The sequence below is a fragment of the Caballeronia sp. LZ024 genome (assembly GCF_031451455.1).
Classification (GTDB): domain Bacteria; phylum Pseudomonadota; class Gammaproteobacteria; order Burkholderiales; family Burkholderiaceae; genus Caballeronia; species Caballeronia telluris.
Map to the genome: position 1 here is coordinate 1,310,148 of NZ_JARUXL010000004.1, position 20,201 is coordinate 1,330,348.

General features: G+C 64.1%; 16 protein-coding genes and 1 tRNA gene. 7 read left to right on the forward strand and 10 right to left on the reverse strand.

Going from position 1 to position 20,201, the window contains the following annotated elements; all coding sequences use genetic code 11:
- Nucleotides 1-888, reverse strand: an 888-nt coding sequence (locus QCE48_RS28270; protein WP_309794360.1) for a Tar ligand binding domain-containing protein, incomplete at its 3' end; no start/stop codon positions are given.
- Nucleotides 889-1,033: 145 nt separating this feature from the next.
- The gene (gene prpR, locus QCE48_RS28275) at nt 1,034-2,989 is read right to left on the reverse strand and encodes a propionate catabolism operon regulatory protein PrpR (RefSeq protein WP_309782124.1); all 1,956 of its coding nucleotides are present in this window, start codon (nt 2,987-2,989) and stop codon (nt 1,034-1,036) included.
- Nucleotides 2,990-3,182: 193 nt separating this feature from the next.
- On the opposite strand from prpR, the gene prpB reads away from it, so the two are divergent.
- From prpB to prpF, 4 genes are all read left to right on the forward strand, one after another.
- The gene (gene prpB / locus QCE48_RS28280; RefSeq protein ID WP_404981953.1) at nt 3,183-4,079 is read left to right on the forward strand and encodes a methylisocitrate lyase; all 897 of its coding nucleotides are present in this window, start codon (nt 3,183-3,185) and stop codon (nt 4,077-4,079) included.
- 26 nt (nt 4,080-4,105) lie between these two features.
- Entirely contained in the window at nt 4,106-5,272 is a 1,167-nt protein-coding gene (prpC, locus tag QCE48_RS28285; RefSeq protein WP_309782120.1) for a 2-methylcitrate synthase, read from the forward strand.
- A gap of 69 nt (nt 5,273-5,341) precedes the next feature.
- Nucleotides 5,342-7,939 (forward strand): Fe/S-dependent 2-methylisocitrate dehydratase AcnD, encoded by a 2,598-nt coding sequence (gene acnD / locus QCE48_RS28290; protein WP_309782118.1) that lies wholly within the window; start codon nt 5,342-5,344, stop codon nt 7,937-7,939.
- Nucleotides 7,940-8,001: 62 nt separating this feature from the next.
- Nucleotides 8,002-9,183, forward strand: a complete 1,182-nt coding sequence (gene prpF / locus QCE48_RS28295) for a 2-methylaconitate cis-trans isomerase PrpF (protein ID WP_309782117.1) — start codon at nt 8,002-8,004, stop codon at nt 9,181-9,183.
- Between the two features lie 41 nt (nt 9,184-9,224).
- On the opposite strand, the gene QCE48_RS28300 is transcribed toward prpF, so the two are convergent.
- The 4 genes from QCE48_RS28300 to QCE48_RS28315 form a co-directional block, all read right to left on the reverse strand.
- Nucleotides 9,225-9,989, reverse strand: a complete 765-nt coding sequence (locus QCE48_RS28300; RefSeq protein ID WP_309782116.1) for a hypothetical protein — start codon at nt 9,987-9,989, stop codon at nt 9,225-9,227.
- Nucleotides 9,990-10,113: 124 nt separating this feature from the next.
- Complete coding sequence (locus tag QCE48_RS28305) at nt 10,114-11,799, reverse strand: arylsulfatase (RefSeq protein WP_309782114.1); 1,686 nt, start codon at nt 11,797-11,799, stop codon at nt 10,114-10,116.
- A 240-nt stretch (nt 11,800-12,039) separates the two neighbouring features.
- Nucleotides 12,040-12,486 carry a VOC family protein gene (locus tag QCE48_RS28310; RefSeq protein ID WP_309782112.1) on the reverse strand — a complete coding sequence of 149 codons (447 nt, stop codon included), beginning with the start codon at nt 12,484-12,486 and terminating at the stop codon, nt 12,040-12,042.
- A gap of 47 nt (nt 12,487-12,533) precedes the next feature.
- Nucleotides 12,534-12,974: a MarR family transcriptional regulator gene (locus QCE48_RS28315; protein ID WP_309782111.1), complete on the reverse strand. Its 441-nt coding sequence runs from the start codon at nt 12,972-12,974 to the stop codon at nt 12,534-12,536.
- A gap of 158 nt (nt 12,975-13,132) precedes the next feature.
- Between QCE48_RS28315 and QCE48_RS28320 the strand changes: the two genes are divergently transcribed.
- From QCE48_RS28320 to QCE48_RS28330, 3 genes are read left to right on the forward strand one after another with little or no spacing between them, the layout of a single operon-like run.
- A complete protein-coding gene (locus QCE48_RS28320) occupies nt 13,133-13,645 on the forward strand; it encodes a hypothetical protein (RefSeq protein WP_404981949.1) in 513 nt (170 codons plus the stop codon).
- 60 nt (nt 13,646-13,705) lie between these two features.
- Entirely contained in the window at nt 13,706-14,626 is a 921-nt protein-coding gene (locus QCE48_RS28325) for a 3-keto-5-aminohexanoate cleavage protein (RefSeq protein WP_309782110.1), read from the forward strand.
- Nucleotides 14,627-14,629: 3 nt separating this feature from the next.
- Nucleotides 14,630-15,571 (forward strand): 3-hydroxyacyl-CoA dehydrogenase NAD-binding domain-containing protein, encoded by a 942-nt coding sequence (locus QCE48_RS28330; protein ID WP_309782108.1) that lies wholly within the window; start codon nt 14,630-14,632, stop codon nt 15,569-15,571.
- A gap of 36 nt (nt 15,572-15,607) precedes the next feature.
- Here QCE48_RS28330 and QCE48_RS28335 read toward each other — a convergent pair.
- The 4 genes from QCE48_RS28335 to fdhE all read right to left on the reverse strand — a co-directional run bounded on the left by QCE48_RS28335 (nt 15,608) and on the right by fdhE (nt 20,115).
- Nucleotides 15,608-15,703: transfer RNA gene (locus QCE48_RS28335), tRNA-Sec, on the reverse strand.
- A gap of 36 nt (nt 15,704-15,739) precedes the next feature.
- Entirely contained in the window at nt 15,740-17,650 is a 1,911-nt protein-coding gene (selB, locus tag QCE48_RS28340) for a selenocysteine-specific translation elongation factor (RefSeq protein ID WP_309782107.1), read from the reverse strand.
- Nucleotides 17,647-19,083: an L-seryl-tRNA(Sec) selenium transferase gene (gene selA / locus QCE48_RS28345; RefSeq protein ID WP_309782105.1), complete on the reverse strand. Its 1,437-nt coding sequence runs from the start codon at nt 19,081-19,083 to the stop codon at nt 17,647-17,649. Before selA ends, selB begins: the two co-directional genes overlap by 4 nt.
- A gap of 48 nt (nt 19,084-19,131) precedes the next feature.
- Nucleotides 19,132-20,115: a formate dehydrogenase accessory protein FdhE gene (gene fdhE, locus QCE48_RS28350; RefSeq protein ID WP_309782103.1), complete on the reverse strand. Its 984-nt coding sequence runs from the start codon at nt 20,113-20,115 to the stop codon at nt 19,132-19,134.
- Between the last annotated feature and the right edge of the window lie 86 nt (nt 20,116-20,201).

The window sequence follows — 20,201 nt, forward strand, 5'->3', positions numbered from 1 at the left end:
TTCCTGCAGCGCCGAAGCCTGCTCTTCCGTGCGCGAAGACAGATCGATGTTGCCCGCCGCGATCTGCTTGGTCGCCGAGGCGATGGATTCGCTGCCCGAACGCACGGTGCGGACGGTTTCGATCAGCGCAGCCTGCATCTTCGCGAGACCGCGCAGCAACTGACCCATTTCGTCGTTCGACTTGGTCGCGAGTTCGCGACGCAAGTCGCCGGCCGCGATGGCGTCGAACTGCGCGAGCGCTGCGTCGAGCGGTCGTGCAATCTTCTGCCGCAACGAGAACCACGAATAACCCGCGGCGATGACACCGAGCAGGATCGCCGCAATGCTGATCATGCGCGAGCGTTCGAATTTCGCCTGCCCTCCTTCGTATGCCGCCTTCGCCGCTTCGAACTGGAACTTGCGCAACTCGACGCCGGCCTTCGCGAACACGTTGAATGCGACCTGCATGTCGTTCGCGGCCTTGATGATCCTGTCGTGATCGTTCGAGCGAACGTCGGCGTAGCCCGAGTCCAGCAGCTTTTGCAGCGCGACACGTTCCTTGTTGAAGGTTTCGGCCAGCTGCTTTTCCTGCGCGTTTTGCGGCAGCGACATGTAGGTCGTCCACGCTTCGTCGGAGGTCTTGCGCATCAGCGCGCCGCGGCCGATCGCGTCCTCGGCGGCCGGTGTGCCGGCATTGAGCGCGGCGCGATCGAAGCTCAGTCGTTCGCGCGCCATGAACATCTCGGCATTGCCCACCGACACCGCGCTCGGCATCTCGTTGGTGAACAGATCGCGCGACGTCGTGTTCGCCCGGTTCATGCCGAAAATCCCGAGCGCGCCGATCGCGATCAGAAGCGCGCTTAGAAACGCCATCGCCAGCGCAAGGCGGCCCTTTATCGTCGAGAACATGTTGATCCTGCACTATGGCACCGCATATTGCACGACAGCGGCGGCGATGCGCGTCTGCTGCGTGGACCGAACGGATGACGGACAGCCTTATTTACGACGGGGCGAGGGATATCTTTAGGGGACGGCCGAAAACCCTCCCGCACCGTCACTTCGGCCCGCCGCCATTCAGCCTGCGCCACAGCGTCGTCTTGCTGATCCCCAGCGCCTTGCACACGGCATCCCGGTCGCCGTCGCACGAAGCCAGCGCCGCGCGAATCTCGTCCGCCTCGATATGGCGGCTGCGCTCGCGCAGCGTGAGCGCGTCGTCCCGCTCGGCCAGACGCGTCGCGAAGAGTTCCGGCGCGATCAACCGCAGATTGTCGCCCGCGAGCGCGCTCACGCCGGCGCTCTCCTCATCGGCCAGTTCGACGGCAATCCGTTCGATCACGTTTTGCAATTCCCGCACGTTGCCCGGCCAGGCATACCCGGCCAACTCGCCGGCGACGCCGCCAAGCGCGCGCCCGGCCGCCTCGGCAGTCTTGACGCGAGCGCGAAGCCGCGGTTCGCGCTTCGCGATCTGCAGCAGCAGTTCGACGGCGAGCGGCATCAGATCGGCCTGCCGCTCGCGCAACGGCGGCAGCGCGATGTTCAGGATGTTGAGCCGATAGTAAAGATCCGCGCGAAACGTGCCGGCCTCGATGCCCTCGGTGAGCGCGCGATGGGTCGCGGCGATGACGCGGATGTCGACGCGCGTCGGTTCGGTCGAGCCGAGCCGCACGACCTCGCGCTCCTGCAGCACGCGCAGCAGGCGGCTCTGCAACGGCAGCGGCATCTCGCCGATCTCATCGAGAAAGAGCGTGCCGCGATGCGCCGCTTCGATCAACCCCGCCTTGCCGCCCTTGCGCGCGCCGGTGAAAGCGCCCTCCTCGTATCCAAACAGTTCGCTTTCCAGCAGCGCCTCCGGAAAGGCGCCGCAATTGATCGCCACGAATGCGAAGTCGCGCCGCGCGCTCAGTTGATGCAGGCTTTGCGCGACCATCTCCTTGCCGGTGCCGCTTTCCCCGCGGATCAGCAGCGTAGCGGTCGATTTCGCATAGCGCTGCACGAGCGAGCGGACGCGCTGCATCGATGCGCTTTCGCCGATCAGATCGTCGAGCCGGTAACGCGCGGTGAACTGCTGGGTGCGCCGCGTCGAGCGCAGCGTGCGATCGAGGCGCTCGACCGCGCGCGATTCCTGGAACGTCAGGACCGTTCCGGCGGCCGCGCCGTTCGTCGCGAGCGGCCCGCGATGCACGACGTAGCTTACTCCGCGCACCGAGCCGAGCGCGTCGCCGTCGGCATCGGGGACGGCGGCCGCGATGTCGGGCGCCAGATCCAGCAGCGTGCGGCCCACGGCGTCCATCGCATCGATGCCGAGGACCGCAGCCAGACGGCGGTTGATCGCTTCCACCTTGCCCTGCGAATCGAGCGCGACGACGCCATCGCGCATGTGCTGCAACAGGTTGTCGAGTCGCTGACGACGCAGCGCCTCGCCGCGCGTCGCCTGCGCGACATCGAGCGCGGTATCGAAAGCGGCACGCACCGAGGCGCGCGAGTAGAGGAACACCGCCTCCATTCCAGCGCGCGCAGCGAGATCGGTGACGAGCCCGGGACCGACGACAGCGCCGATGCCCCGGTCGCGCAGATCGAGCACGCAGAGTTCCGCGTCCTCGGCGGACTGGTACGAGGCAAACTCGACGTCGATGCCATAAGCGGCGGCGAAGCGCCGCAACTCGTCCGGCGTTTCGCCGTGCGTGACGAGCGCCACGGATGCCGCTTCCCGGCGCGCGCGAGCGAGCGCGTGCATCACGTCGAAACCGGTCGGGTTGATCAGCACAACGGGAATGGACACGCGCGGCTTCAGATAAGCCCCGTTCGAACCTCCGGCGACGATGACGTCGGGCCGCGCATCGCCAGCGGCGGCGATTTCCTTGACGGCGTCCTCGAAGCCGCGCGGCACGACGCGCAGATCCGCGCGTTCGCCGTACTCGTTGGCAATGTCGAAAAACAGGTCGCGCAGCCGGCTGATGCCCATCGCCCAGAGGCGGGGACGCTCGCTGCCAGGGGAAAATTCGGGAGACATGATCGGCCGTTTATTCAGGAAATGCAGACCGTCATTATGCGCTCCGGTTGCGAATCTGAACTCTCGATTTCATTAAGGAAATGATTCGGTGGAAGCTGAGATTTTAAATTTCATTTCGAATCAATGCGTTAGGATTTTGAAGCATCCTGGCCCGCCTCTTGCTTAAATGAGCCATCTTTACCGGAGACACCAATTGGACTCAGCCCGCAAGAACATCACCAGCGCAGGCGCGCGCTTTCGCACCGCCGTGTCGGAAGGACAGCCGCTGCAAGTCGTCGGCGCAATCACGGCGTATGCCGCGAAAATGGCCGAAGCGGTCGGCTTCAAGGCAATCTATCTGTCGGGCGGCGGCGTCGCGGCGAACTCGCTCGGCATTCCCGATCTCGGCATCAGCACGATGGACGACGTCTTGACCGACGCGCGCCGCATCACCGATGCGACCGACCTGCCGTTGCTCGTCGATATCGACACGGGCTGGGGCGGCGCTTTCAACATCGCGCGCACGGTGCGTTCGTTCATCAAGGCGGGCGTGGCCGCCGTGCACCTCGAAGACCAGGTCGGCCAGAAGCGTTGCGGTCACCGCCCGGGCAAGGAAGTCGTGCCGATGGATGAGATGGTCGATCGCGTGAAGGCCGCCGTCGATGCGCGCACCGACGACCAGTTCGTCATCATGGCGCGTACCGATGCGGCGGCGTCCGAAGGCATCGATTCCGCGATCGAGCGCGCGGTCGCCTACGTCGAAGCGGGCGCGGACATGATCTTCCCCGAAGCGATGCAGTCGCTCGACGACTATCGCCGCTTCAAGGCCGCGGTCAAGGTGCCGATCCTCGCGAACCTGACCGAATTCGGCTCGACGCCGTTCTTCACGACGAGCGAGTTGCGCGACGCCAATGTCGACATCGCGCTGTACTGCTGCGGCGCGTATCGTGCGATGAACGCGGCGGCGCTGAACTTCTACGAAACGACGATGCGCGACGGCACGCAAAAGGCCGCCGTCCCGACGATGCAGACCCGCGCCGACCTGTACAAGTACCTCGGCTATCACGCGTATGAAGACAAGCTCGACGCGCTGTTCGCCACCAAGAAATAATTTTTGCACCGGAGATGACCTACACCATGAGCGAAGCAGACAACAAGACGACCGCCGCTGGCACGTTCAAACCGAAGAAGTCGGTGGCCCTCTCGGGCGTGACCGCGGGCAACACCGCGCTGTGCACCGTCGGCCGCACCGGCAACGACCTGCATTACCGCGGCTATGACATTCTCGAACTCGCGCGCGCGTGCGAGTTCGAGGAAATCGCCTATCTGCTCGTGCACGAAAAGCTGCCGACGCAGGCCGAACTCACCGCCTACAAGACCAGGCTCAAGTCGTTGCGCGGCTTGCCCGCCAATCTCAAGCTCGCGCTCGAAGCGATCCCGGCCTCCGCGCATCCGATGGACGTGATGCGCACCGGCGTCTCCGTGCTCGGCACCGTATTGCCCGAGAAGGACGACCACAACATCGCGGGCGCGAAGGATATCGCCGACCGCCTGATGGCTTCGCTCGGCTCGATGCTTTTGTATTGGTATCACTTTTCGCACAACGGCCGTCGCATCGAAGTCGAAACCGACGACGATTCCATCGGCGGACATTTCCTGCATCTGCTGCATGGCGTGGCGCCGTCGAAGTCGTGGGTCGACGCGATGCACGTTTCGCTCAACCTCTACGCCGAGCACGAATTCAACGCATCAACGTTCACGGGCCGTGTGATCGCGGGCACGGGTTCCGACATCTACTCCGCCATCACCGGTGCGATCGGCGCGCTGCGCGGGCCGAAACACGGCGGCGCCAACGAAGCCGCGTTCGACATTCAGTCGCGCTATCAGACCGCCGACGAAGCCGAAGCGGACATCAAGCGGCGCGTCGAGAACAAGGAAGTCGTGATCGGCTTCGGTCATCCGGTGTACACGATCTCCGACCCGCGCAACGTCGTGATCAAGGATGTTGCCAAGAAGCTGTCGCAGGAAGCGTCGAACATGAAGATGTTCGATATCGCCGAGCGGCTGGAGTCGGTCATGTGGGAAGCCAAGAAGATGTTCCCGAACCTCGACTGGTTCAGCGCGGTGTCGTATCACATGATGGGCGTGCCGACCGCGATGTTCACGCCGCTCTTCGTGATCTCGCGCACGTCGGGTTGGGCGGCGCATATCATCGAGCAACGCATCGACAACAAGATCATTCGCCCGAGCGCGAACTACACCGGTCCCGAAGACCTGCCCTTCGTGCCGTTAGCCAAGCGCTGACCGGGAAAGGGGATAATTGATCCGGACGCCGGCAACGATCCCCGATTACACCTATTACTCCCCCACGGTATGAATACTGCAAACCGCAAACCCCTGCCCGGCACGAAGCTGGACTTCTTCGACGCGCGCGCCGCTGTCGATTCCCTCCAGCCCGGCGCGTACGACAAGCTGCCGTACACGTCTCGCGTGCTCGCCGAGAATCTCGTGCGCCGCTGCTCGCCGGCCACGCTTGCCGCGTCGCTCAGGCAGATCATCGAGCGCAAACGCGATCTCGACTTCCCGTGGTTTCCGGCGCGCGTCGTGTGCCACGACATTCTCGGGCAGACCGCGCTCGTCGATCTCGCCGGCCTGCGCGATGCGATCGCTTCGCAAGGCGGCGACCCCGCGCTCGTCAACCCGGTCGTGCCGACGCAGCTCGTGGTCGATCACTCGCTCGCCGTCGAGTGCGGCGGTTTCGATCCGGACGCGTTCGAGAAGAACCGCGCCATCGAGGACCGTCGGAATGAAGACCGCTTTCACTTCATCGACTGGACGAAGAAAGCGTTCCGGAACGTCGACGTGATTCCGCCGGGCAACGGCATCCTGCATCAGATCAATCTCGAACGCATGAGCCCGGTCGTGCAGGTGACCGACGGCGTGGCCTTCCCGGACACGCTCGTCGGCACCGACTCGCACACGCCCATGGTCGATGCGCTCGGTGTGATCGCGATCGGCGTGGGCGGGCTGGAAGCGGAGAGCGTGATGCTCGGACGCGCTTCCTACATGCGCTTGCCGGATATCGTCGGCGTGGAACTAAGCGGCAAGCCGGGCCCGGGCATCACCGCGACCGACGTCGTGCTGTCGCTCACCGAATTCCTGCGCAAGGAAAAAGTGGTCGGCGCGTATCTGGAGTTCTTCGGCGCGGGCACCGCGAACCTTACGCTCGGCGACCGCGCGACCATCGCGAACATGGCGCCCGAGTTCGGCGCGACCGCCGCGATGTTCTACATCGACGAGCAGACCATCAAGTATCTCAAGCTCACCGGTCGCGACGACGAACTGGTGAAGCTCGTGGAAACCTACGCGAAGCAAACCGGCCTCTGGGGCGACAGCCTCGTGAACGCCGAATACGAGCGCGTACTGAAGTTCGACCTGTCGACCGTGGTTCGCACGCTCGCGGGTCCGTCCAATCCGCATCGCCGTTTGCCCGTGTCCGAACTGGCTGCGCGCGGCATCAGCGGCAAGGTCGAGAACGAGCCGGGGCTGATGCCCGACGGCGCTGTCATCATCGCCGCGATCACGAGCTGCACGAACACCAACAACCCGCGCAACATGATCGCCGCCGGACTGCTGGCCCGCAACGCGAACCGGCTCGGCCTCTTCCGCAAGCCGTGGGCGAAGACTTCGCTCGCGCCGGGTTCGAAGGCCGTGACGCTGTATCTGGAGGAAGCCGGGCTGCTGCCGGAACTGGAACAACTGGGCTTCGGCGTCGTCGCGTATGCGTGCACGTCGTGCAACGGCATGTCGGGTGCGCTCGATCCCGCGATCCAGAAGGAGATCGTCGAGCGCGATCTGTACGCCACCGCCGTGCTGTCCGGCAACCGCAACTTCGACGGCCGCATCCATCCGTATGCGAAGCAGGCGTTTCTCGCGTCGCCGCCGCTCGTGGTCGCGTATGCGATCGCTGGCACGATCCGCTTCGACATCGAAAAGGACGTCCTCGGCACCGATGCGCAAGGCAAGCCGGTGATGCTCAAGGACATCTGGCCGTCCGACGAAGAAATCGACGCGACGGTCGCCGCAGCCGTCAAGCCCGAGCAGTTCCGCAAGGTCTACGAGCCGATGTTCGCCGTGTCGGTCGACACGGGCGAGAAGGCGAAGCCGCTCTACGACTGGCGAGCGCAGAGCACCTACATCCGCCGCCCGCCGTACTGGGAAGGCGCGCTCGCCGGCGAGCGCACGCTCACGGGCATGCGCCCGCTCGCCGTGCTGGGCGACAACATCACGACCGATCATCTGTCGCCGTCGAACGCAATTCTCGCCGACAGCGCCGCCGGCGAGTACCTGACCAAGATGGGCCTGCCGGAAGAAGACTTCAACTCGTATGCGACGCACCGGGGCGATCACCTGACCGCCCAGCGCGCCACCTTTGCCAATCCGACGCTGCTGAACGAAATGGTGCGCGAGAACGGTAAGGTGAAGGCGGGATCGCTTGCGCGCATCGAGCCCGAGGGCAAGGTCACGCGCATGTGGGAAGCCATCGAAACGTACATGGCGCGCAAGCAGCCGTTGATCGTGATCGCGGGCGCGGACTACGGTCAGGGTTCGTCGCGCGACTGGGCGGCGAAGGGCGTGCGGCTCGCGGGCGCGGAGGCGATCGTCGCCGAAGGGTTCGAGCGGATTCACCGTACCAATCTCGTCGGCATGGGCGTGCTGCCGCTGGAGTTCAAGCCGGGCGTGAACCGCCTGACGCTCGGTATCGACGGCACGGAAACGTTCGATGTGACCGGCGAGCGCAAGCCGCGCGCCGACCTGACGCTCGTGATCCATCGCCGAAATGGCGAACGCGTGGACGTGCCCGTCACGTGCCGTCTCGACACCGCGGAAGAACTGTCGATCTACGAGGCGGGGGGCGTGTTGCAGCGATTCGCGCAGGACTTCCTCGAATCGTCGCAGGCGGCCGCCTGACGCACCTTGAAACGGAGGGCACGCCGCGTGCCCTCCTCTCGAACAACGCACACGACATCACCATGACCCACGCTCCACAGATCAGGATTCGCGCCACGTACATGCGCGGCGGCACCAGCAAAGGCGTGTTCTTTCGTCTGCAGGACCTGCCCGAGGCCGCGCAGGTTCCGGGCGCCGCGCGCGATGCGCTGCTGCTGCGCGTCATCGGCAGCCCCGACCCCTACGGCAAGCAGATCGATGGCATGGGCGGCGCGACGTCGAGCACCAGCAAAACGGTGATCGTCGCGAAGAGCAGCAAGCCGGATCACGACGTCGACTATCTGTTCGGTCAGGTCGCCATCGACCGCGCGTTCGTCGACTGGAGCGGCAACTGCGGCAATCTCTCCGCCGCCGTGGGACCGTTCGCGATCACGAGCGGCCTGATCGATCCCGAGCGCGTGCCGGATAACGGCGTCGCCATCGTGCGGATCTGGCAGGCCAATATCGGCAAGACGATCATCGCGCACGTGCCGGTCACAAAAGGCGCCGTGCAGGAAACAGGCGCCTTCGAACTCGACGGCGTGACGTTCCCCGCGGCCGAAGTGCAACTCGAATTCATGGACCCGGCGGCCGAGGAAGACGGCGCGGGTGGCGCGATGTTCCCGACGGGCAATCTCGTCGACGATCTCGACGTTCCCGGCATCGGCACGCTGAAGGCCACGATGATCAACGCCGGCATCCCGACGATCTTCCTGAACGCGGAAGCTATCGGCTACACGGGCACCGAGTTGCAGGACGCCATCAACGGCGACCCGAAAGCGCTCGCGATGTTCGAGACGATCCGCGCACACGGCGCGGTCCGCATGGGCCTGATCGGACACATCGACGAGATCGCGAGCCGGCAGCACACGCCGAAGGTTGCGTTCGTCGCGAAGCCTGCGGGCTACGTGGCATCGAGCGGCAAGCAGATCGGTGCCGAAGACGTGGACCTGCTGGTGCGTGCGTTGTCGATGGGCAAACTGCATCACGCGATGATGGGCACGGCGGCGGTCGCCATCGGCACCGCGGCGGCGATTCCGGGAACGCTCGTGAGTCTCGCGGCCGGGGGCGAAGGGCGCGACGCCGTGCGCTTCGGACACCCGTCGGGCACGCTGCGCGTGGGTGCGCAGGCCGCGCTCGTCGACGGCGATTGGTCGGTCACCAAGGCCATCATGAGCCGCAGCGCGCGGGTGCTGATGGAAGGATGGGTGCGCGTGCCGGGTTGAACGTGGCAGCGCTTGCGAACAGCGAGCGCATGCCAATCACTTCACATCGCAAGCGACTGAACAAGTCGATTAAGGTTCTGGGGCTGAACATGAATGAGGCCGCCGCGAGGGCTGTCGACGTCCGATATGAGGGCAAGCGACAGTGAGATGGTCAGCGGAAGAATGGTGAACAGCAATCCTGTTCGGAGTTTGCCCCGCCCGCCATAGCCTTGCACGACACAGGCAATGAACGCGATGGTGAACATGAGGCACCACGCGCCGACAGGAATGTGATTGATTCGCGCCGCCTCTGAATAATCCTGCGAATTGAGTACGTCATTCATTCCGGTGACTACAGTGGCACCGATAGGCGTGGGCTGGTTCTTAGCCACCTCGGTTGCAAGTTGCCATAGCTCTGACTGCAACTTGCTCGTATCACGATCGATGCGGGCAAGTTCCTGCGCATCTCGCGTCTGGAAATGGGTCAGTCTCAGTCTTGCATAGCGGAGAAGCTCATTTTTCAACCGTGCCTGGATCGCAGCATTTGTCAGGTCCGCTCTTGCGTACTCCGTGCCTATCGCGTTTGCTTCGCTTTCTTCGAGTGTCTTGCGCTGATCGTAGCGGCTCACGGCCATCGAAAGGCTGAAGCCGATCAGCAACGCCAGTAGTGTCAGTGTCGAAGTCTGCACCACGTTGAACTCGTCCCTTGCTTCGTCGGAGAGCGGGACAACACGCCTCAAAACGAGCGCGCCCAGCGCTACCGCAACGATAAAACCCACCAGAAGCACGACGAACAGGACGGCCGGGTGGTCGACGAATGCTGCCATGCGACGCCTCCATCGAGAGACTTTCGATACCTACGCAAACCTCAACGATCACGCGGTGGAGCTAACGCGATTTATCTTCCGGCGATGTCGCGCATGTCGAGTCTCTTAAGGTGAGCGCCGGCCATCAGTTTCCACTTGGCAACGGAATGCTGAAGCCATTCTTCTCCAGTTCGTCGCGGACATACTTGAAGCGTTCATACTGTGTCAGCGTAACGGGACCCGAGTAACCTTCGCCCTGCATCTTGCGCGGTGGGTACTTCACATACGTCTGCATCAGGTCCTTGACGGCGCCGTTAAAGGCCAGCAGCGTCCAGGAGTGCTCCGTGTAATTGTTCATGAAGATGTCGTAGCGTTCCTGCGGGTCCTGGTACAAATCGAACACCTGCGGAACCGTCGCTACGTAACTCTCGGGTCCTTTCCAGCCGAGGTTCGTATCGACCGCGAGACCGCCCGTCTTCACGCCCGAATCGCCGCGCAGATTGAACACCGCCTTGAACTGGCCGACCCGCACGGCGCCCGGCGTCAATTCGTTTTCCGTGAAATAGAACCACGAATTGCGCTTGCTCTTGCCGGTGCCGAACAGCACGGGCGACATGTCGTAGCTGTCGAAGATGATCGGCTTGCCTTCGCGATCGTTCTTCGGCAAGTCGATGCCCGCGAGCGCCGCGAAGGTCGCCATGCAATCGAGTCCGCCGAGGATGTCGAAGTTTCGCGAGTGCGCCTTGATCTTGCCGGGCCACCACGCGATGGCCGGTACGCGCGAACCGCCTTCCCGGTCGGTCCCCTTGGTGCCCCGGAATGGCGTGTACCCCGCATCGGGATAGACGTCCTGCCACGCGCCGTTGTCGGTCGTGAAAAAGACGAGCGTGTTCTTGTCGAGGCCTTTTTCGCGCAGCTTGTCCATGATGTGGCCGACGCGGGCGTCGAGTCCGACGAGCGAGTCTGCGTATTTCGACTTGGACAGCGATTTGCCGGCGTAATCCGGATCGGCCATGTTCGGCTGGTGAACCTTCATGAAGTTCACGTTGATGAAGAACGGCTGTCCTTTCTGCGCGGCGTCGTCGATATCGTCGAGCGCGGCTTTCTCGATATAGCGATCCACAAACGGAATGCCGACGATCCGTTTTTCGGGCTCGTTCTGGTATTGCCCATTCAGCTTGAAGTCTTCATGCGCTTTCTCGCCGGCCTTGCCCGAGAGCATGCCCGTCGTCACCTTGGCGAACATCTCCCGGGTCTGCTGGTCCATGTCCGGAAACCATTTCGGATCGGAATATGTGTACGCGTTCAGGTGATACAGGCCGACGTATTTCATGTCGTCGTAGCCTTGTGCATTTGGAAGCGCGTAGTCCGCTTCGCCAAGGTGCCATTTACCCGTGAAATAGGTGTTGTATTTCGCCAGTTTCAATACCGACGCCAGCGTCCATTCGGCTTTGGGCAGGCCTCCGCCCTGTCCCTGGAACGCGACGGTCGTCATGCCGCTGCGATTGGGGTTGCGGCCCGTCTGAAGGGCGGCACGGCCGGGCGTGCAACTCGGCTGGCCGTAAAAACCGTAGAACGTCATGCCCTCGTCGGCCAGCCTGTCGAGGTTCGGCGTCGGGATGCCGCGTCCCTCGCCGCCGCCGTAGGCGCCGAGGTCGCCCCAGCCGACATCGTCGCCGACGATCAGCACGATATTGGGGCGCGTCGGCTGCTGCGAATCCGTCTGTGCCTGCCCGGGATTGGCGATGCCAAGCAGGCTCGCCGTCACGAGCGTGAGCAAAGCGTATGCACGTCGGCTGGGCAGGCTAAAAAAGCGCGTTCCAAGTGTCATGGAATTCCCCTCAATATCGACCATGCCTGACGGTGACGAACGTCTGGTTCATCGTTTCAATCGGCGCCACCAATCTGATTTCGCAACCAATAACGTTTTAGCCGCCAATGGACAAGCGTTTTTTTCGGCCGGGCGTCAGCCGTCGGCCGAGCACGTTGGATTGATACTGCATTTCGCGCCAACGGGCTCGTGGCCTTTAGAACGTGGAGATTCGGGCGAACTCCACGCTTAATGGAGGAGCTAAGTGCCATGCCCAAGTTCTTGAGCAAGCCCGATGAGGATTCCTTCGGGGCCGCGGATGTAGCAGAGCCGATACGCGTTTTCGTACTGCGTCAAGTTGCCGACGAGTTCCGCGCCGCGTTTACAGAGACGGGCAAGCGTATCGTCGATGTCTTCCACGGTGAACATCACGCGTAGGTAGCCCAGGGCGTTCACCGGGGCGCGACGGTGATCGGCGGCCACCGATGGCGCAAGGAATCGGGAAATCTCGAGCCGGCTGTGACCGTCTGGCGTACGCATCATGGCAATCTCGACGCGCATGCCACGCAATCCAGTGACGCCATCTGCCCAGTCTCCTTCGATTGGGGCACGTCCTTCGAGCTCAAGGCCAAGTTCGGCAAAAAACTCAATGGCGGCATCGATGTCCTCAACGACGATGCCGACGTTGTCCATACGCTTCACCGTCATGACGTCTCCTTGTCGCCGAGCCAAAGCGCCGATCGTAGCACTGCACGCTATTCGTCAAACGGGAGCAACGCCAAGAGCATGCGTCGCAACTCCCGAACTTCAGCCGGCGTCAGCTTCGCAGTCAGAATGCGCTCCACTTCCTCGACGCGCGGTCGCAACGTCGAAAGCTGCTTCTTACCGGCTGACGTGAGAAACAGCACATAGCTACGCTTATCGACGGGATCGTCGGTGCGTTCGATCAACCCATTGCGGACCATGCGTGCGACGAGATCGGCAATCGTCGACCGGTCGACGTCGAGTTCATCGCCGAGCTGGCGCTGGTTGACTCCCGGCGTCCTCTGCAGGATTTCGAGCGCCGCGTACTGGACGCTCGTGATCTCGGCGGACACCTCGCTTTGCCATACAGCCGAATGCCGCTGTTGAGCGCGACGGACAAGGCTGCCGGTGAATCTGGACAGCGCGGCTGGGTGATCGATTTTGGCTGGCACTTTCTAACGGCTTTGCAAAATGGGATCGGATCGAAAAATGGGCCGCAAGAACGCATTCAATTCGGCAAAGGCGTCGAGCGGAAGCACATGCGCGACGTACTGGTGTCTACTTCTGCTGCGCCTGCGCGGTCTACACGCTGACGTTCTGGCTGCCGACCATGATCAAGGGCCTCGGCATCGCCCCGATCGCGACGATCGGCTGGTACACCGCCGTGCCCTATGTCTTCGGCGCGCTGGGCGTACTCGTCATCAGCCGCAGTTCGGACCGGCTAAGGGAACGTCGCTGGCACGTCGGGGGAACGCTCGTTCTCGGTGCAGCTGCCCTGGCGTCCACATCCTTCCTCGGCACCGCGGTCGTCCCTGTCATGGTCCTGTTGTGCATAGCGGCGTTCTTTATCTTCGGAGGCGGGTCGCTCTTCTGGTCGATTCCTCCCACCTACCTTGGCCGGGATGCAGCGGCGTCCGGCATCGCCGTGATCAGCTCGCTAGGAATCCTCGGCGGCTTCGTCAGCCCGACCCTCATCGGCTGGATCAAGAGTGCGACCGGCACCATCCAGATGGGACTCCTCGCCTTGACCGCGCTCGTCATCTGCGGCGGCCTGACCATCCTGCTCGGGTTGCCAAAGAGCGCGGTCCGGGTGGGCACGACCGGCGACGCCACCGCGCACTGACCGGGCAACCGCAGTCGCCGCCCTTTCTTCGTTTACACATCCTCTTCGGAGAACATCGGCATGAACAAACCCAAAGTCATCGTGACGGTTGCCCCGACCGGCGGCATGGCAACCAAGAAAATGAACCCGAACCTGCCGACACAGCCGCAGGAGATCGCTGACGATACCTACCGCTGCTACAACGCCGGCGCCAGTGTCGTTGCGGTGCACGCGCGCCGTCCCGACGACCAGGCCACCTGCGATCCGGCCATTTATAGCCGCATCAACCGGCTGATTCGCGACAAGTGCGACATCATCCTGAACAATTCGACGGGCGGCGGCATCGATGGCGACATGGTTCGTGAACTCGACAACGGCCTTTGGGAGATCCAGTGGGAAGAACGCCTCAAGGGCATGCAGGGTGACGGTGTCGAAATGTGCACGCTCGATGCGCAGACCGTGATTGCAAGTTTCGGCGGCAAGGAGATTCTGGTTGCGACGCCGCCCTCGCGAATCCGGCAGATTGCCGAGATGATGAAAGCGCGCGGTATCAAGCCCGAATGGGAAGTCTTCGGCCTTGCCGACATCGTTCAGGACGTTCAACGGGCGATCAACGAGGGACTGGACGACGCGCCGCATTTCATTAACATCGTCATCGGCGCCAATGCGTTCCAGGGCGCTTTGCCCTATACGCCTCGCCTCTTGCAGACGATGGTCGATCATCTGCCACGCAACACCGTGTTCAACGTGAGCGCCATCGGCGCGGCGCAGTTGCCTGCGGCGATGAATTCGCTTTTGCTGGGAGGCCACGTGCGAGTCGGTCTCGAAGATAACCTGTACTACCGGCAGGGAGAGTTAGCCACCAACGTGCAACTGGTCGAGCGGCTCGTTCGCATGGTACGCGAGATGGGCTACGAGCCGGCCACGCCCGCTGAAGCACGCGAAATCATTAGATTGCAGCCGTTGCGCGAACCGATCGACGCTGCCTGCCTGGCGCAATAGGCCATGACAAAGCGAGCCGTCAAGATCGCGATCGTTGGGGCCGGAGTGATCGGCGCTGGGTGGGCCACGCATTTCCTGGCGCATGGTTTCGACGTCACCGCGACGGACCCCGCGGACGGAGCCGAGTTGCGACTGCGCGCGTGGATCGACGACAACTGGACTGCTGTCGAGAGACTCGGGCTTGCGAATGGCGCCTCGCGAGAGAACCTGGTCTTCACGACGGATCTGGACGCGGCATTGCGCGATGCCGATTTCATTCAGGAGAGCGGCCCCGAGCGTCTCGATGTGAAACAGGCGTTGATTGCAAGCATCGAAAGCGCGGCGAAGCCGGAGGCGATCATCGCGTCTTCGTCGTCGGGGTTGTCGGTCAGCGAGATTCAGGCCGGTGCGAAGCATCCGGAACGAATCGTCCTCGGACATCCGTTCAATCCCTCTCACATCATTCCGTTGGTCGAGGTGGGCGGCGGCGCATTGACATCGCCGGGAAGCATTGCGACGGCTATGGCGCTCTACGCCTCGACGGGCAAGAAGGTTATCCGGATCAACAAGGAAGTCAAAGGTCATATCGCCAATCGCCTGCAGGTGGCGATATGGCAAGAAGCGTTTAGTCTGGTACAGCGCGGGGTCGCCACAGTGGAGGATATCGACACGGCGATCGCCTACGGCCCCGGCCTGCGCTGGGCACTGCTCGGTCCGTTTCTCAACCTTCACGCTTCCGGCGGCTCGGGTGGCATCACGCATGTGCTGCGGCATCTTGGCGCCGCTCAGCGCGAGTGGGCGAGAGATCTGGGCACGTATCCCGAGACGGACGACTACATTGAATCAATCGCAAGAGGCGTCGAAACGACGCTGCAAGCGCACGACTTTGCGGAAATGATTCGGCAACGCGATCAATTGCTGATCGAGTTGCTCGAAGCGAAGCGCAAGCTTTCTCAGATTCCCTAGAGCCTGCGACACGCACGCGGACCATGAGCCAAGGACTGGCGGAAGGCAGCCGGAGTCGAACCGACCAGGGAGCGGCTGACGCCCCCTACTGGGTTTGAAGCCCAGCCGCACCACCGGATACGGATGCCTTCCTGCGGAGAAAAAAACGCGCGTGGCCCAAGCCGACAATCAGATCAGCTCGTGCCAGCGACTATCGACGCGCAACACGTGGAAGTCGCGGTGGAAGCGAGTATACCCAACGCGGTCGAAGAACTCCAAAACCTGAATCGCACGCTTGCGGCCAAGCGCGCTCGCATCGCGAAACGGCGCCGCGCCGAGCCGGCCATCGTGCTTCGCCGCCTCCGATGCGACGAGCCGCGCGAGCTCGCGCACCGCGTCGCGATGATAAAAGAGATCGCGCACGACCTGGAACACCTCGCCTTGCCGCGCGAGCTTGCGCAGCAGTTGCCGCACGCGCTCCTCGTCCGCGTCATGCGCACGGGCGAGATCGCGCACCCAGGGCGGATCGAACCGGCCTCGCGCAATCGTCGAGAGCAGCACATCGGCCAGCGCGCGCTCGGCGTCATCGAGCGTGACGGAGTGCGCGGGAAGATGCAGCCACGGCCCGCTCCTCGCAATGATCTTCTCCTCGACTGAGCGATCGACGAGCGCCCGCCACAGCGCATCCGGCGCGAGCGGTGCCGCAATGCGACGCAAGCGCGCCATATCCGGTCCCTGCTCATCCGGCGAGCGTTCGTGATACGCCGCGAGCGCATCGACGAGCCGCCGCTGCAAACCATCCCAGTGCGACGCCGCGACGAACAGCACGTCGCCGGATAACGGCACCGCGCGCGTGCCATGCGGCAGTTCGAGCGACTCGGCCGGCATGCCGCAAAGATGCTCGACGAGCGAGCGCTTCAAACCATATGGCGCCTCGACGAGCAAGCCGTCGATACGCCGCGTTTCGAGCATCGCCGAGAGCGCGTCGAGCCACGCGCGGCGCTCCGGCGTGCGGCGCTTGCGCGCGGGACCGAATGGATCGAGCACCCGTCCGCCGCCGACCGTCCGGTTCGCCTGCGCATTGCGCACGATGAAGCGATCGCCCGGCAGCGCGCAAACGGGCTTGTCGAAAACGAGTTGCACACGCGCGGTGTCGCCGGCCGAGAGCAAGTCGCCGTCCAGCAGCGCGACGTGCGCGACCTGATGCGTCGTCCCGAGATGCACGTGCAGCGGCGCCCAGTGTGTGAGGCTCATGCCCGCATCGGGCAGGAGCGCGAGTTCGGTGTCGATACGCAGCGACGTCTCGCCAAGCCGCGCATCGACGATCCAGTCGCCACGCGCGATCGCGTCCTTCTCGATCCCGGCGAGATTCAGCGCACAGCGTTCGCCCGCTCGACCGGACTGTGCCGCGCGGTTCTGCGCGTGGATGCTGCGCACGCGCACCGGTTCGCCGCGAGGCGCGAGCAGCATTGTGTCGCCGGCATCGACGCGGCCCGAGAACACCGTGCCGGTCACGATCGTGCCCTGCCCGCTCAACGTGAACACGCGATCGACCGCGAGCCGGAAAAGGCCGTCGTCGCGGCGCATGCGCCAGCGCGCGGCCGCTTCGCGCAAGTGCGCGTCGAGCGCGGCGACGCCCGGGTCGTCTGCGTGCGTGGCGTTCGTATCGAAGCGCGGCGCGCCGGCCAGCGTGCTCGACGCAAGCCATGATTCGATCTCGCGGTGCACTTGCCCGAGGCGCGCTGCATCGACGCGATCCGTCTTCGTCACCGCGACCGCGCCTTGCCTGACGCCGAGTAGTTCGAGGATCGCGAGATGCTCGCGCGTCTGCGGCATCACGCCGTCGTCGGCGGCGATCACGAGGAGCGCGAAGTCGATGCCGCACGCGCCCGCCGCCATCGTATGCACGAGCTTCTCGTGGCCGGGCACGTCGATCAGTCCGAGCACCTCTCCGTTCGCGAGCGGCACATACGCGTAGCCGAGCTCGATCGAAATGCCGCGCGCCTTCTCTTCCTTCAGCCGGTCCGTATCGACGCCCGAGAGCGCGCGCACGAGCGTGGTCTTGCCGTGGTCGATATGCCCCGCCGTCCCGACGATCATGCGCGCGTGTCCAGCGCCTGCAATTGCGCGATGAACGCCGCTTCGTCGCGCGGTTCGAGACAGCGCACGTCGAGCCGCAATGCGTCGTCGGCGATGCGGCCGATCACCGGGCGCGGCAACTCGCGCAACTTCTTTTCGAGCGCGTTGAGCTGGCGTCCCGCGCGCTTGCCGCTCGCCAGACGGATCGTCAGGCCATAGCTCGGCAGCACGTCGACGGGCAGCGCGCCGCTGCCGATCTGGCTGAACATCGGCTCGACCGCGATTGAGAACGCTTCGCCGACGAACCTCAACAACGCGGGCGCGATACGCTCGGCGGTGTTGCGCATGTCGTCGGCGGGACGGGTGAAGAGACGCAGCGTGGTGAGCCGCTCGCACAGAAACTCGGGCGCGCGATAAAGGCGCAGCACGGGTTCGAGCGCGGCGAGCGTGAGCTTGCCGACACGCAGCGCGCGCTTCAACGGATGCTTCTTGATCTTCGCGATAAGGTCGCGGCGCCCGACGATCAGCCCCGCCTGCGGGCCGCCGAGCAGCTTGTCGCCGCTGAACGTGACGAGGTCCGCGCCTGCGTCGATGGTCTCGCGCACGGTGGTCTCGCGCGGCAACCCCCACTGTGTCAGATCGACGAGCGTGCCGCTGCCGAGATCGACCGCGACCGGCACCTTGCGCGCCTTCGCGAGCGACGCGAGTTCCTGCAACGCGACTTCCTTCGTGAAGCCGCTGATCGCGTAGTTGCTGCAATGAACCTTCATCAGGAGCGCCGTGCGCGCGCCGATGGCTTCGTCGTAATCCTTCAGATGCGTGCGGTTGGTCGTGCCCACTTCGCGCAGCTTCGCGCCGGCGCGGCTCATGATGTCGGGAATGCGGAACGCGCCGCCGATCTCGACCAACTCGCCGCGCGAGACGATCACTTCCTTCTTCGACGCCAGCGCCGACAGCACGAGCAGCACCGCCGCCGCGTTGTTGTTGACGACCGTCGCGGCCTCGGCGCCGGTCAGCTCGCAAATGAGTTCGTCGATCAGGTCGTCGCGGTCGCCGCGACTGCCGGACGCGAGATCGAATTCGAGGTTCGCCGGACGCGTCAGCACTTCGACGACCGCCTGCACCGCTTCATCCGGCAACAGCGCGCGGCCGAGATTCGTATGCAGAACCGTGCCGGTGAGGTTGAAGACACTGCGGACCTTGCCGCGCGCACGTTCCGCGAGCGCGGCACCGACCGCCTGCACGAGGCGCGCTTCGCCCAGTGCATCGACGCAGGCGCGGCCCGCCTGCGCGTCGCGGCGCCAGTCATCGAGAATGCGGCGCAGTGCGCCGAGCGCCTGCGTACGCCCGTATTCGCCGACGAGCGGCGCCATGCCCGCCGACGCCATCACGCGCTCGACCGACGGCACCCGCGCCATCAGCGATTTCAATTCGACACTCGTTACATCGCTCACTCGGCCTTCCCCGCTTTGTGCTTACCCGCTTTGTGCTCGCGCGTATTGTTATTCCTGATCCCGGTCTTCGCCGCCTTGCTCGGGCCACAACCACGGATTCGGCGACGCGCGCCGATAACCTTCCTCGCCCATCAGCAGATCGAGCGTGAGGCTCGCGAGGTCGTCCGCGAAAGGTTCGAAATCGTATGCCTTGCTCTGATACCCGATCTTGCGATACGTGCCGCACTCGTCGCACGATTCGGCCTTGAGCGGCGCGTCCTTCGCCTGCGCATCGCTGGCTTCCTTGTTGGCATTGGCGGCACCGATGGCGTGATACGCAATGCCCTTGGTCGAATCGCAATTCGAGCATTTCGAGCGGACCATGTGCCACTCCGTCGCACACAGGCCGCATTGCAGATAGCGATAGCCATCGTAGACGCCGCCCACCCGCACGACGCTCGCCACCGGATGCGAGCCGCAGACCGGGCACAGGCCCGGCGTGTCGAGATAAGGCACCTGAGACGCGTCGATCCGGCTCGCGAGGTCGGTCCATACCACTTGCAGCGCCGCCATGATGAACGGCGCGCTGGCCGGATCGACTTCCGCGAAACGCTGGGCGAAGAGGGCGTCGGCCTGGGTGTCGAGCGTGCGCGCATCGAGCGCGCGCAGCCTCTCGAACAGTTGCGCGAGCGGTGGCGTGACCGCTCCCGCGGCCTCGATCCTGTCGACGAGCCGCAGCAGGACCTCGCGCCACGCCGGATCGCGCACGCCCGAGAGCGCGGGAATCAGCGGCATCGAATGCTGCTGGGCGCTGGCGAGCAGCTCGGCGCTCGGCGGCGTGGCTTCGAATCCAGAGAGCGTTTCCTGTTGCGCATCGGCGAGCGCGGCCATCAGGCGCAGATAGCCCGCGATCGGATTGCTGGCATCGGCGAGCTGGCGCAGGCGCGCCGCGCGCGCCGGAAAAACCGCCGCGCGTTCGGGCATCCGAATGCGCGGAATCGCAGAGGGATCGAGCGATGTAATCTGCTCGGGTTCGAGAATGCGTTGGACCACAAGCTACCTCGTGAGACGTAAACGGCCGGCGCGAAACACAAGCGCCCGGCCCGAAAAACTGGTTGAAGAATAGCAGTTTCGATGAT